The 13,710-nt window shown below is 60.4% G+C and carries 12 protein-coding genes and 3 pseudogenes; 11 read left to right on the top strand and 4 right to left on the bottom strand.

The annotated features are described in order from the left end of the window. Positions 1–40 precede the first annotated feature (40 nt). The gene (locus JFV26_RS06615; protein WP_201190793.1) at positions 41–1,480 is read left to right on the top strand and encodes an amino acid permease; all 1,440 of its coding nucleotides are present in this window, start codon (positions 41–43) and stop codon (positions 1,478–1,480) included. Here the strand turns inward: JFV26_RS06615 and JFV26_RS06620 are convergent. After that, complete coding sequence (locus JFV26_RS06620; RefSeq protein ID WP_201190795.1) at positions 1,421–2,305, bottom strand: LysR family transcriptional regulator; 885 nt, start codon at positions 2,303–2,305, stop codon at positions 1,421–1,423. The genes JFV26_RS06615 and JFV26_RS06620 overlap by 60 nt on opposite strands. 218 nt (positions 2,306–2,523) lie before the next feature. Between JFV26_RS06620 and JFV26_RS06625 the strand changes: the two genes are divergently transcribed. Further along, positions 2,524–3,288, top strand: coding sequence for a sulfite exporter TauE/SafE family protein (locus tag JFV26_RS06625; protein ID WP_201190797.1), 765 nt, complete (start codon positions 2,524–2,526; stop codon positions 3,286–3,288). Here the strand turns inward: JFV26_RS06625 and JFV26_RS06630 are convergent. Further along, positions 3,278–3,591 (bottom strand): annotated as a pseudogene (locus tag JFV26_RS06630) (putative quinol monooxygenase). The gene JFV26_RS06625 and the pseudogene JFV26_RS06630 sit on opposite strands and share 11 nt — an antisense overlap. A gap of 161 nt (positions 3,592–3,752) precedes the next feature. Here JFV26_RS06630 and JFV26_RS06635 point away from each other — a divergent pair. From JFV26_RS06635 to JFV26_RS06665, 7 genes and pseudogenes are all read left to right on the top strand, one after another. Then, on the top strand, positions 3,753–4,343 hold the full coding sequence (locus tag JFV26_RS06635; protein WP_201190799.1) for an NAD(P)H-dependent oxidoreductase: 591 nt from the start codon (positions 3,753–3,755) through the stop codon (positions 4,341–4,343). Positions 4,344–4,496: 153 nt separating this feature from the next. Beyond that, a complete protein-coding gene (locus JFV26_RS06640; protein ID WP_201190801.1) occupies positions 4,497–5,408 on the top strand; it encodes a LysR substrate-binding domain-containing protein in 912 nt (303 codons plus the stop codon). A 103-nt stretch (positions 5,409–5,511) separates the two neighbouring features. After that, on the top strand, positions 5,512–6,405 hold the full coding sequence (locus tag JFV26_RS06645) for an NAD-dependent epimerase/dehydratase family protein (protein WP_201190803.1): 894 nt from the start codon (positions 5,512–5,514) through the stop codon (positions 6,403–6,405). A gap of 30 nt (positions 6,406–6,435) precedes the next feature. Continuing rightward, positions 6,436–6,594, top strand: coding sequence for an MFS transporter (locus tag JFV26_RS06650; protein ID WP_242487751.1), 159 nt, complete (start codon positions 6,436–6,438; stop codon positions 6,592–6,594). An 8-nt stretch (positions 6,595–6,602) separates the two neighbouring features. Next, positions 6,603–6,857, top strand: a complete 255-nt coding sequence (locus JFV26_RS06655; protein WP_201190805.1) for a hypothetical protein — start codon at positions 6,603–6,605, stop codon at positions 6,855–6,857. Beyond that, positions 6,854–7,491 (top strand): annotated as a pseudogene (locus tag JFV26_RS06660) (YdcF family protein). Before JFV26_RS06655 ends, JFV26_RS06660 begins: the two are co-directional and overlap by 4 nt. 26 nt (positions 7,492–7,517) lie before the next feature. Beyond that, positions 7,518–8,972, top strand: a complete 1,455-nt coding sequence (locus JFV26_RS06665; RefSeq protein WP_201190807.1) for an N-acyl-D-amino-acid deacylase family protein — start codon at positions 7,518–7,520, stop codon at positions 8,970–8,972. A gap of 107 nt (positions 8,973–9,079) precedes the next feature. On the opposite strand, the gene JFV26_RS06670 is transcribed toward JFV26_RS06665, so the two are convergent. Further along, complete coding sequence (locus JFV26_RS06670) at positions 9,080–9,538, bottom strand: REP-associated tyrosine transposase (protein WP_201190809.1); 459 nt, start codon at positions 9,536–9,538, stop codon at positions 9,080–9,082. A gap of 964 nt (positions 9,539–10,502) precedes the next feature. Between JFV26_RS06670 and JFV26_RS06675 the strand changes: the two are divergent. Next, positions 10,503–10,870, top strand: a pseudogene (locus tag JFV26_RS06675) (glyoxalase superfamily protein). 3 nt (positions 10,871–10,873) lie between these two features. Here JFV26_RS06675 and gliR read toward each other — a convergent pair. Beyond that, on the bottom strand, positions 10,874–11,902 hold the full coding sequence (gliR, locus tag JFV26_RS06680; RefSeq protein ID WP_201190810.1) for an AraC family transcriptional regulator GliR: 1,029 nt from the start codon (positions 11,900–11,902) through the stop codon (positions 10,874–10,876). 211 nt (positions 11,903–12,113) lie between these two features. Here gliR and JFV26_RS06685 point away from each other — a divergent pair, with 211 nt between their 5' ends. Then, positions 12,114–13,709, top strand: coding sequence for an FAD-binding oxidoreductase (locus tag JFV26_RS06685; RefSeq protein WP_201190817.1), 1,596 nt, complete (start codon positions 12,114–12,116; stop codon positions 13,707–13,709). Position 13,710 lies beyond the last annotated feature (1 nt).

A 13,710-nucleotide genomic window follows, 5' to 3' on the forward strand; every position in this document is an offset into this window, starting at 1 on the left:
GTGCTCTCCTCAAGAAAAACAATATTAAGAGGCTGGAAAAATGACCGACAACACCGGTTTTGAAAGCATATCCAAACGTGAACAGGGCCTGCGGCGCCAACTGACTTCGGGCCAGATGAGCATGATCGCCATCGGTGGTGCGATTGGCACCGGGCTGTTTATGGGCAGTGCCTACGCCATTGGTTATGCCGGGCCGAGCGTGCTGCTGAGCTACGCCATTGGTGCCGTCATCACCTTGCTGTTGATGGGGTGCCTGGCTGAAATGACCGTGGCCCATTCGACCTCGGGTTCGTTTGGTGCCTATGCCGAATTCTATGTCAGCCCGTTGGCCGGGTTTCTGGTGCGCTATGCCTATTGGGCCGCGATTGTGCTGGCGGTCGGCACGGAAGTGACGGCGGTGGCGATGTACATGAAGTACTGGTTTGCCAACGTGCCGGAATGGATCTGGATCGTCTCGTTCTCCAGCATCCTGATCGTACTCAACGCGATCAGCGTGAAGACCTTCGGCACCTTCGAGTATTGGTTCTCGACCATCAAGATCGGCGCGATTGTCGGCTTTATCATTCTCGCGGTGTATGTGGTATTCGGGTCTGGCAACCCGGCGTACGGCGTCCACAACTACACCACCCACGGCGGCTTCTTCCCCAATGGCCTGCAAGGCATGTGGATCGCGGTGATCGTTTCCATCTTCAGCTACCTGAGCGTGGAAATGATCGCGGTGGCGGCGGGTGAAGCGCAGGATCCGGAGCAGGCGGTGAAGAAGGCTTTTCGCGCGACCATCGTGCGCCTGGTGGTGTTTTACCTGCTGACGCTGGCGCTGATGTTGGCCATCGTGCCGTGGGTTCAGGCCGGTCACGCTCAAAGCCCGTTCGTGACGGTTATGCAAACCATCGGTATTCCCGGCGCTACCGGGGTGATGAATTTTGTGATTCTGATCGCGGCATTGTCGGCGATGAACAGCCAGCTCTACATCACCACGCGCATGATGTTCAGCCTCTCGCGCGGCGGTTATGCGCCAAAGTCGATGGGCGTGTTGAGCAAAAGCGGGATCCCGCTGAATGCCTTGTTGCTGTCGAGTTCGGGCATCGCCCTGGCCACCTTGCTCAACCTCCTGTACCCGGAAAGCGCCTTCACCTTGATGATGGCGATCTCGATGTTCGGCGCCATTTTCACCTGGTTCATGATCTTCCTGACCCACTACTGCTTCCGTCGCTATCACGAGCGCAACGGTGAGCGAAAACTGTCGTTTCGCATGCGCCTGTTCCCCTACACCACCTTGTTGGGGCTGGTGCTGATGGGGGCGGTGATGATCACCACCTACTTCACCGAAGCGTTCAAGATGACGCTGGTGTTCGGTGTGCCGTTCCTGCTGATTCTCTCGCTGGTCTATGGCCTCTTTTTCAGAAAAGCCAAGCCTGCCTCACACCGAGAGCAAGGCCTCGAGCAAGGCGCTGGCATAACCGGGCAGGCTGCTGAATGAGCGGGCGCACAGCAGCAGCTTTCGCTGTGCCCAGTCGTCTGTCAGGGCAACGCTTCTGAACGATTGATCGACGCCCCGGCGCTGGATCGCGGCCAGCGGCACAATCGCCAGCCCTGCGCCGCGAGCGACCATGCGAATCACCCCGTCGAAACCTTGCGCGCGGATGCGGATTTGCATGCGGATACCGCTGTGTAACGCCTGTTCTTCGAGGTACACCGCCAATGCGCTGTTGGCGGGTAGCCCGACGTAATCGTGAAACAAGGTGTCGCTCAAACCGGGTGTCTGGACGTCGGCCAGGGGATGGTCGCGGGGCATGATCAGCACCAGCGGGTCATCGCGAAAGGGCAGGGTTTCCAGGGTGTGGGTGTCTACCGCATCGGAGACGATACCGAGGTCCGCCGCGCCCTGGCGCAAGGCGTGAGTGATACGGGCGCTGGGCAGTTCCTGCAGGTCGATGTCGAGGTTGGGGTGCTCGCGCAGAAAGTCCGCGAGCAGCTCCGGCAGGTATTCGGTGATCGCGGTGGTGTTGCACAACAACCGCACCTGGCCTTTGACGCCCTTGGCGTAGTCGGCGAGGTCCTGTTGCATGCGTTCGGCCTGTTGCAGCAGAACCCTGGCGTGCTGCGCCAGGGCTTTGCCGGCCGGTGTTGGCGTGACACCACGGCGATTGCGTTGTAGAAACTCGATGCCCAGCGAAGCTTCCATGGCGCGGATGCGTGCGCTGGCGGCGGCCAGGGACAGGTGACTGCGGCCGGCGCCGGCGGTGATGTTGCCGGTGTCGAGGATGTTCAAGTAGAGGCGCAGGTCGGTCAGGTCGAAGTGCATCGCTACACCTTCAGGTTTTTTGTTGTTCCGGCAGGCCTCTTCGCGAGCAAGCCCGTTTCCACATTGGATTTGCGCCAGGCAGAGATCCCCTGTGGGAGCGGGCTTGCTCGCGAAGGCGCCAGTGGCCGTGACGAACTCTTCAAGTCTCTCGTAAAACAAGAGGCACCCTCAGTATATGGCAGATTTCCAACCCAGCCATCCGGGCCCACCATAGCCCCATGAAGACACTCGCCACGTTCTACCAAAACCTCGGCCTGGCCCTGTCCATGCTGGTCATCGCCACCTTCCTGCTCGCCGGGATGATCAAAGGTGTAATAGGCCTCGGCCTGCCGACGATTGCCATGGGCCTGCTCGGTCTGGCTATGGCGCCGTCGCAGGCTGCGGCGTTGTTGATCATCCCCGCGACCCTGACCAACATCTGGCAACTGGCATTCGGCGGGCACCTGCAAGGGCTGATCAAACGCTTGTGGCCGATGCTGCTGGCGATCTTCATCGGCACCGGCGCCGGCACCGTGTGGGTCGGCATGGCTGGCGGTCATTGGGTGGTACGAGGATTGGGCGCGGCGTTGTTGATCTACGCCTTGAGCGGCCTGTTTCTACCGACGATGCGCGTCGGCAGTCGCACCGAGCGTTGGCTCGGACCCTTGTGCGGCGTACTGACCGGTGTCATCACCTCGGCGACCGGCGTTTTCGTGATGCCGGCGGTGCCCTATCTGCAGGCACTGCCGCTAAACAAAGATCAACTGGTGCAGGCGCTGGGGCTGTCGTTCACCGTCTCGACCCTGGCGCTCGCCGCCGGCCTGTTCTGGCGCGGCGCCCTCGGCGGTGGCGAGTTGAGCGCTTCGTTGCTGGCGCTGATCCCGGCGGTGCTCGGCATGTTGCTCGGGCAATGGTTGCGTCAGCGGATCAGCGCCGTGTTGTTCAAGCGAGTGTTCTTTATCGGCCTCGGCTTACTCGGCGGCCACTTGCTGGTCAGCGGCTAGCCGATGACGGGCTGAGCATGTCGATCGGGCGGATGTCGAAATCCTGCTCCAGGTAGTCCATGCGCTGATCACGGAACTGCTGCATGTGCGGCAGGTTCGAGTGCACGTCCAGGTGGGCCCGGACTGCCAGATCTCGTAGAAGATAAACAGCGTCGGGTCCTGCTGGTCGCGCAGCATGTGGTACTCGATGCAACCGGGTTCGGCGCGGCTCGGTTCGACGTAGGCGCGAAACAGCGCTTCAAAGGCCTCGGCTTTTTCCGGGCGGGTCTTGGCGTGCAGGATGAAGCCTTGGACATCATTCATCGAAAATCTTCCTCAAGTTAAGAATCGGCGAAAGTCTATGGCAACAATCGCCTGTTGATTCGTGCGTTTTGGTCAAATGAATTTTGTGAATCCGGCGCTTATTCCGCGCGAGGCGGGTCGTTACTCTGCCGCCATCGAATTCCAGCCTTCCGAGACCTCTCATGAAAAAAGTCCTCCTGCTCAACGGCGGCAAAAAGTTCGCCCACTCCGATGGTCGCTATAACGCCACCCTGCACGACACCGCGCTCGGCGTGCTGGATCGCGGCGGCGTGGATGTGAAGAGCACCTTCATCGACGAGGGCTACGACCTCGCTGAAGAAGTCGCCAAGTTTGTCTGGGCCGACGTGATCATTTACCAGATGCCGGGCTGGTGGATGGGCGCGCCGTGGACCGTGAAGAAGTACATCGACGAAGTCTTCACCGAAGGCCACGGCAGCCTCTACGCCAGTGACGGCCGCACCCGTTCCGATGCGTCGCAAAAGTACGGCAGCGGTGGTTTGTTGCAGGGCAAGCAATACATGTTGTCCCTGACCTGGAACGCACCGCAGCAAGCGTTTGACGACCCGACCGACTTCTTTGAAGCCAAGGGCGTGGACGCGGTGTACTTCCCGTTCCACAAGGCCAATACCTTCCTTGGCATGACCGGGTTGCCGACGTTTCTGTGCGTGGACGTGATGAAACGCCCGGACATCGAGCGGGATATGGCGCGGTATGAGCAGCATTTGACTGAGGTGTTTGGTCTGTCTGTATAAGTTTTCCGGCTGGTAGCCGTCGTAATGGCCGAAAAGATCGCAGCCTGCGGCAGCTCCTACAGATTGCGTACACCCGATGGTTCTCCTTGTAGGCGCTGCCGAAGGCTGCGATCTTGGCGATCCATGCCACGCCGATTCGCAAAGAGGACCCACGTGAAAGCCAGATCCGATGAATTGCAGATTTTCGTCTGCGTGATTGAATGCGGGTCGATTTCGGCTGCGGCCGAGCAGGTCGGGCAAACGCCGTCGGCAGTCAGTCGCACGCTGTCGCGGCTCGAAGCCAAGCTCGACACTACGCTGATCAACCGTACCACCCGGCGCATGGACCTGACCGAGGAGGGCAAGTATTTCTTCGAACACGCCAAGCTGATTCTCGATCAGATGGACGAGCTCGAAGAGCGCCTCAATTCCCGCCAGCAAACCCCCTCCGGGCGCCTGCGCATCAACGCCGCCTCGCCCTTCATGCTGCACGCCATCGTGCCGTACATCGACGAGTTCCGCCGGCTCTACCCGGACATCCAGCTCGAACTCAACAGCAACGACCTGATCATTGACCTGCTGGAACAAAGCACCGACATCGCGATCCGTATCGGCACGTTGGCCGACTCGACCTTGCACGCCCGCTCACTCGGTTGCAGCCCGCTGCACATTGTCGCCAGCCCGGCGTACCTCGAGCAACACGGCACACCCGCCGCCGTCGCCGACCTCAACGGCCACGCGCTGCTCGGTTTTACCCAGAACGAAGGCCTCAACCAATGGCCGCTGCGCCATGTACACGGTGACCGCTGGCCGATCAACGCGGCCATCAACGCCTCCAGTGGCGAGACCGTGCGGCAACTGGCGCTGGAAGGCCAGGGCATTGCCTGCCTGTCGCACTTCATGACCATTGAAGACATTCGCGCCGGGCGCCTGAAGGTGGTGCTGGCGGATTTCAACAGCGGCTATCGCCAGCCGATCAACGCGGTGTACTACCGTAACTCGCAACTGGCCCTACGGATTCAGTGCTTCCTGGACTTCATCCAAAGCAAGTTGGCGGTTTACGCGAACGCAGAGTTCAAAGGCTGATTCGTGACCCCTGCGCAAGAGTGAATTGGGCCAGCGGGACTGTTTCGACCGGGATCGGTCCTTGATACTCGTGGCATCACTTATTCACGCAGGGAGTTTCTCCATGAACGTATTCGTTACCGGCGCCGCCGGTTTTATCGGCGGCTCCATCGCCACCGGTCTGGTCCGCGCCGGCCATAAAGTGACCGGCCTGGTGCGTAGCGCCGAGCAAGCCAAAGAACTGACCGCGCTGGGCATCACCCCGGTGATCGGCACGCTGGATGACAGCGCCCTGCTGGCCGAACAGGCCCGCGCCGCCGACGCCGTGATCAACGCCGCTAGCAGCGACCATCGTCCGGCGGTAGAAGCACTGCTCAATGCGCTGCGCGGTTCCAACAAAGTGTTCCTGCACACCAGCGGTTCGAGCATCGTCGGTGATGCGTCGGGCGGTAAGTCCAGCGACGTCATCTATTACGAAGACAACCTGCCGGAGCCGACTGTCGACAAAGCCGCACGCGTGGCCATCGACAACCTGATCCTCGCCGCCGCGAAGGACGGAGTGAACTGCGCCGTCATCTGCAACACCCTGATCTACGGCCACAGCCTGGGCGTCAAGCGCGACAGCGTGCAATTGCCGCGCCTGCTCAAACAGGCACGCAAAAGTGGGGTGGTCCGCCACGTCGGCACGGGCCAGAACATCTGGTCCAACGTGCACATTGAAGACGTGGTTGCCCTGTACCTGCTGGCGCTGAGCAAAAACGTAGCGGGCACGTTCTACTTCGTCGAAAGCGGTGAATCCTCGTTCGTCGACATGACCACCGCAATGGCGCAGGCCTTGAAGCTCGGCGAGCCGCAAGACTGGCCGCTCAAGGACGCCGAAGCCGAGTGGGGTTATGAAATGACCAACTATGGCCTGGGTTCGAACAGCCGGGTTCGCGGCAAGCATGCGCGTGAACTGCTGGGCTGGGCGCCGAAGCGTACTTCGGTGACCGAGTGGATCCTGCACGAAATGGTGTGAGGTGACCGACGGTATTCCAACAGTGACGCGATGTCGGTGATCCTGTTGGGGCAGTGCCTGCATGCCTTCAGTTTTGCCGCGTATTACTCGGCAATCATGCGGTTTATTCGCGATCAGGCACCGCAGGATATTCAGGTCTTTACTCAGGGCATTTATTGCACACCTGAGGATGCGAAGTTCAACTCATGACACAACGAATGTTTACCGCCGTCTGCTTTGATATGGATGGTGTGCTTATCCAGTCTCGCGAAGTGATTGAGTTCGCCTGGACCACCGTCGCGCGACACCACGGTATTGGCGATGATCAATCGTTGACCACTCACGGCGCCGCGCAGTTGTGTGCCGATTTCTTTGCGCTACCGGTTTCGCTGACCGAGTCAGGTACACACACTTATGCTGACGGCGGCCTGTTCATCGGTCGGCACGCGGCGCAACGGATGGCTTGCTCATGACGCCCACACTGCAACACGCCACCGTCCTCTGGGACTTCCTCGGCGCAGGGCGTCAACAGCGCGATTGTGAGTTGATTGTCGTCTGCGGGTCATACGATTTGCGGGTGTGTGATTACGCCTGTGAGTTGCTGAAAAAGGCGTCGCCCCGCATCTGCTGTTTACCGGCAATACCGGCAACTGGACGAAGCATTTGTGGGAAAGGACCGAAGCCGATATTTTCGCGCAACGGGCCATGGCGCTGGGGGTCTCGGCGGATCAATTCACCCTGGAATCGCGCGCCACCAACTTTGCCGAGAACATCGCGTTTGCCAGGGCGCTGTTTCCCTACGTGCGCCGGGCGACATTCCTGACCAAGCCGAACTCGATCCGGCGCGTGGCGTTGACCTTGCCCGTTCAGTGGCCCGGGATTGAGGCTTGCGTGGATGCGCCGTCGTTCAGCTTTCCCGGCGAGGTCAGCAACCTGATCGGAGTCCTGGGGCTGATCGACGAAATGGTCGGCGATGTGCACCGCATCATGGTTTACCCTTCGCTGGGCTTTCAGGCCGAGCAGGTGATTCCCGAGGATGTCCAGCTAGCCTGGCGCTACCTGGTGGAGCAAGGATTCGATCACCATTTGATCAAGGGCAGGAGCTGACGCCGAGCCGCTGCCGGGAGACTGACATGTTGTACGACACGCTAATCCGCAACGCTCTGATTATCGACGGCAGCAACCGCCCCGGTTATCCCGCTGACGTGGCGATTGTAAACGGGCGCATCGAGCGCATCGGCGACTTGCACGACGCTCGCGCCACTGAACAAATCGACGCCGCCGGCCGGGTGCTGGCGCCGGGTTTCATCGACGTCCACACCCACGACGACACGGTGGTCATCCGCCAGCCGCAGATGCTGCCCAAGCTCAGCCAGGGTGTGACCACGGTGATCGTCGGCAACTGCGGGATCAGCGCTTCACCGGTCAGTTTGCGCGGCGATCCGCCGGATCCGATGAACCTGCTCGGTCCGGCGACGGCGTTTGTTTATCCACGCTTCAGCGATTACCGCGCCGCTGTCGAAGCGGCCAACACCACGCTGAACGTGGCGGCGCTGATCGGCCATACGGCGTTGCGCAGCAATCACCTCGACGACCTGTTTCGCAGCGCCACGCCGGAGGAAATCAGCGCGATGCGCGAGCAATTGCGCGACAGTCTGGCGGCGGGCGCGTTGGGTTTATCCACAGGCCTGGCCTACGCCAGTGCCTTCTCTGCATCCACCGATGAAGTGATGCAACTGACTGAAGAGCTGAGCGCATTCGGCGCGGTCTACACCACCCATTTGCGCAGTGAGTTCGAACCGGTGCTGGAGGCCATGGACGAAGCCTTCCAGATCGCTCGTCATGCCAAAGCCCCGGTGATTATTTCCCACCTCAAGTGTGCCGGCGTCGGTAACTGGGGCCGCAGTCCGCAGCTGTTGGCGTCCCTTGAACACGCCGCGAAAACCCATCCGGTGGGCTGCGATTGTTATCCCTACGCCGCGAGTTCTTCGACCCTCGACCTCAAGCAAGTCACCGACGCGCATCGCATCACCATCACCTGGTCGACGCCGCATCCGGAGCTGGGCGGCCGTGACTTGATCGACATCGCCGCCGAGTGGGGCGTGCCGTTGCTCGACGCCGCCCGGCGCCTGCAACCGGCCGGTGCGGTGTACTACGGGATGGACGAGGCGGATGTGCGGCGAATCCTCGCGCATCCGTTGTCGATGGTCGGCTCCGACGGTTTGCCGGAAGACCCGTTTCCGCATCCACGCTTGTGGGGCGCGTTCCCACGGGTGCTCGGACATTTCAGCCGTGACGTCGGGCTTTTTCCGCTGCACACCGCCGTGCACAAGATGACCGGGTTGTCGGCGGCGCGTTTTGGCTTGAAGGAACGCGGTGTAATTGGCGAAGGGCATTGGGCGGACCTGGTGTTGTTTGATCCGCTGACCATTCGCGACGTGGCGGATTTCCATGATCCGCAACGGGCGGCGGAAGGGATTGACGGGGTTTGGGTCAACGGTGTTTTGAGCTATGTCGATGGGCAGGCGAATGGCAGGAGGGAAGGGCGGTTTTTGGCGCGGGAAGGGGATTTGCGTGTGGGGTTTTAAGATCAAAAGATCGTCCGAACGCGGCCCGAACCTTCGGCAGCTCCTACAGGGGGCGTACACCCGAAATTTAGTGTTGTACGCAGCTGTGATTTTTTGATCTTGACCTTTCAAATCCAAATGGCGTCCCACAAAGGGTAATCACCCACTCGCGTTACTAGCCCCGCACGCAGCGGATTCATGACGATGTAACGTGCCGCATCCTTGATATCTTCATCACGACGTAACGCGCGATCGTAATACCCTCGTTGCCATAACCGGCCTTGACTGCGTCGCACAAGATTGATTGATCGACTGCTTCTGGACTTGATGCGGCACATCAGCTCGGCCAACGTGCCGTGATGCAATTCCACCAACCAATGCAGGTGATCCGGCATCACGACCCAGGCCATGGACGTGATCAACGAGGCTTGATCAGCATGGCGCAGTTGATCGACCAGAAGCCGCCCCAACCGCCAATCAGCGAACACGGGTTGACGTTGTTCCGTGACGGCAGTCAATAGGTAGATACGACCGGATTCAGAAAAACGAGCTTTGCGCAGGTGACATCCATTTGCTGCAACAGGCATTCCTTTGCCCTCCTTGAGGTGTGTTTGCAAATGAACGTTAGTCGATACAGTTCCCGTCGTTGGACGAAGCATTTTCGGAATATTTCCGGCCTTCCCAAAAGATCGCAGCCTTCGGCAGCTCCTACGTGGGGTTGTGTACATCCGCAAATATCATGTTGTACGCGTTCACTGTAGGAGCTGCCGAAGGCTGCGATCTTTAGGCGCCCCCGAATATTCCGAAAATGAAAGGCCAAGATCAAAAGACCGCAGCTGCGTACAACATGAAAACTTCGGGTGTACACAACCCCCGTAGGAGCTGCCGAAGGCTGCGATCTTTAGGCGCACCCGAATATTCCGAAAATGAAAGGCCAAGATCAAAAGACCGCAGCTGCGTACAACATGAAAACTTCGGGTGTACACAACCCCCGTAGGAGCTGCCGAAGGCTGCGATCTTTAGGCGCACCCGAATATTCCGAAAATGAAAGGCCAAGATCAAAAGACCGCAGCTGCGTACAACATGAACATTTCGGGTCTACACAACCCCCGTAGGAGCTGCCGAAGGCTGCGATCTTTAGGCGCCCCCGAATATTCCGAAAATGAAAGGCCAAGATCAAAAGACCGCAGCTGCGTACAACATGAAAACTTCGGGTGTACACAACCCCCGTAGGAGCTGCCGAAGGCTGCGATCTTTAGGCGCCCCCGAATATTCCGAAAATGAAAGGCCAAGATCAAAAGACCGCAGCTGCGTACAACATGAAAACTTCGGGTGTACACAACCCCCGTAGGAGCTGCCGAAGGCTGCGATCTTTAGGCGCACCCGAATATTCCGAAAATGAAAGGCCAAGATCAAAAGACCGCAGCTGCGTACAACATGAAAACTTCGGGTGTACACAACCCCCGTAGGAGCTGCCGAAGGCTGCGATCTTTAGGCGCCCCCGAATAATCCAGCCCAGCTACACTGGGTCTTTTCAATCAGGAGCAACCCATGCGCTTCGGCAAAACCACCCCGATCCTGCGGATCTTCGATGAAAGCAAAGCCGTGGAGTTTTACGTCGACTTCCTGGGCTTCAAGGTCGACTGGCAGCACCGTTTCGAAGCCAACTTCCCGTTGTACCTGCAAGTCTCCGGGGCGAATGCGTGCTGCACCTGTCCGAACACCACGGCGACGCCACGCCGGGTTCGGCCCTGCGGATCGAGACCGATGAACTGGAAGCCTTCCAGCAGCAATTGACCGCCAAGGATTACACCTACGCCAAGCCACAGATCCAGGCCATGCCATGGGGCAGCCAGGACCTGACCGTGACCGACCCGTTCGGCAATCGGTTGGTATTTACCAATGCGATTTGCGTTTGAGTTTCAGCCTGCGTCTGGCGCGCGATGGGTCTGGCGAAACTCGCCGGGCGGCATGCCGCGGCGGCTTTTGAACGTACGGTGAAACGAACGGGGTTCGGTGAAACCCAGGTACTGGGCAATGTCCTGAATCGGCAAAGTGCTGTTGAGCAAGTAATGCTCGGCCAGTTCCTGGCGCAGGTCATCGAGGATCTGCTGGTATGAAGTGCCTGCCTGATGCAGTTGGCGTTGCAGCGTGCGCACCGACACGGCGCACTGCTCGGCCACCTGTTCTTTGCGCGGCAACCCTTCCTTGAGCAACTGGCGCAGGATGTTTTTGACCCGCTGCTGCAGTGACGCGTCCTCCAGCGTGGCCATTAAGCCCAGGGCATGTTCTTCCAGGGTGCGCAGCAATTGCGGATCGGCCTGGCGCAAGGGCATCTGCAAATAGGGCAACGGCACCAGCAGTGCCGAATAAGGCTGGTCGAACAGCACCGGGCAGTCGAAGAACTGTTCGTACTGCGCCAGCGTCGTGTCGGCCGGGCGTGGATGTTCGAGCCAGACGGCGGCCGGCGAGAGCTGGGTATCGGCGATCCAGCGCGCGTATTGCAGCCAGGAACCGAGCACGTTTTCCACCAGGTGCCGGCGGATTCGCGGCCGTTGATGGCGGCAGGTCCAGATCAGGTGCACGTGACTGTCCTGCACCTCGGCGCGGCTGACCCCCATGTCCCCCACCAGCTTTTCGAACGGCATGATGCGGTTCATGGCATCGCCCAGCGTCGCGCAGTTCATGGTGATGTAACCCAGCACGCTCCAGGAGTTGGGCAACACAAAACGCGCGGCGTTGAGGCCGAACAGCGGATCGCCCGAATGTTCGCAGAAATAATCGAGCAACCGTTCATGGGCTTCGCCCGGCAATCGCAGGCTGTTGTCACTCAACTGCCGGGCCTGCAACCCGGCCGCCGCCAACGCCGGCTCGATGGCCACGCCCAGTTGTTCGGCATGGCGCAAGTATTTGAGCAGCACAGGGACCGAGGTGAAGCCCAGGGATTGCATGATCGATGATCCTTTGATCAAGGCCCGCACGTGCGGATGAATGCCCTGAAAGGTAAGTTGAAACCACCGCTAAAGTAAATGGGCGACGTTTGCGCGACATTTGACTCAATTGGCTACTCGAACTGGCCGGATGCGACCGTGACACTTTTCGACAGCTGACTAGTATGGAGTTCTGAAACATCACTGATCAGAACCGCTGAAGGACACACGCATGCGACGCTGGAACGGCTGGGGAGATGCAACCACGGTGGTCGAGCTGCCGGCTCAGGGCGCGGGATTTCTCGCTGAACGGCTCGGTGCCGGTCGAGCGCTGCCCGATGCAACGCTCGAGACGGCCTTGGCCCGCGTGCCGGTCTCGCGATTGCAGGAACATCCTTTGTACAGCGTGGCTGCGCATGAGCGTCTGCTGCATGCGCGCGGTCAGAGCCTTCCGGACTGGCTGGCGTTACGCGAAGGGGCCCCGGGGATTTATCCCGACGCCGTGGCCTTCCCCGAGAGTGCCGCACAGATTCGCCAGCTACTGGCGCTCGCCCAGTCGCAGGACTTGTGCCTGATTCCTTATGGCGGCGGCACCTCGGTGGCCGGGCACATCAATCCGCCGAACTCCGCGCGGCCGGTGGTGACGGTGTCCCTGGCCCGCATGAATCGCCTGCTGGACCTTGACGAACAGAGCCTGCTGGCCACCTTTGGTCCCGGCGCGACGGGGCCGCAGGTGGAAAGTCAGTTGCGCGCCCGTGGTTACACCCTGGGGCATTTTCCGCAGTCGTGGGAACTGTCGACCCTGGGCGGTTGGGTCGCCAGCCGATCCAGTGGCCAGCAGTCGCTGCGCTACGGGCGAATCGAGCAATTGTTCGCCGGTGGCACCCTGGAAACCTTTGCCGGTCCTTTGCACATCGCCACCTTCCCGGCCTCGGCCGCCGGTCCCGATCTGCGCGAGGTGGTGCTGGGCTGTGAAGGCCGTTTCGGGATTATTTCCGAGGTCAACGTGCGGGTCAGCGCGCTACCGGCCGATGAGCGTTTCTACGGAGTGTTTCTGCCCGATTGGCCACAGGCGCTGCGAGCCATTCGCCAATTGGCCCAGGCCCGCGTGCCGCTGTCGATGCTGCGCTTGTCCAACGCGGTGGAAACCGAAACCCAGCTGGCGCTGGCCGGTCATCCGCAGCAAATTGCCTGGCTGGAAAAGTACCTGGCCCTGCGTGGCGCCGGTGTGGGCAAATGCCTGCTGACGTTCGGTGTGACCGGCAATCGCCGGCAAAATGCCCTGTCCCTGAGTCAGGCCCGGCAGCACCTGAAAGCCTTCGGCGGCGTCTTCACCGGCACCTTGCTCGGCAAGAAGTGGGCGCAGAACCGCTTCCGGTTTCCCTACCTGCGCGAGAACCTGTGGAACGCCGGTTATGTGGTCGACACCCTGGAAACCGCCACCGACTGGAGCAACGTCGACAACCTGCTCGGCCTGGTCGAAAACAGCCTGCGCGACGCCCTGGCCGCTGAAGGCGAGCGGGTGCATGTGTTCACGCACCTGTCCCATGTCTATGGCGAAGGTTCGAGCATCTACACCACCTATGTGTTTCGCCCGGCAGCGGACTACGCGGCCACCCTCGCTCGCTGGCAGGCGCTCAAGCAGGCCGCCAGCCAGACCATCGTCGACAACCACGGCACCATCAGTCATCAGCATGGCGTGGGCAAGGATCATGCGCCCTATCTGCTGCGGGAGAAGGGCGCGCTGGCGATGGACACCTTGCAGGCACTGAGTCGGCATTTCGATCCGGCCGGGCGACTGAACCCTGGCACGCTGTTGCAGGAGTGAC

The sequence above is a fragment of the Pseudomonas sp. TH31 genome, assembly GCF_016650815.1.
GTDB lineage: Bacteria > Pseudomonadota > Gammaproteobacteria > Pseudomonadales > Pseudomonadaceae > Aquipseudomonas.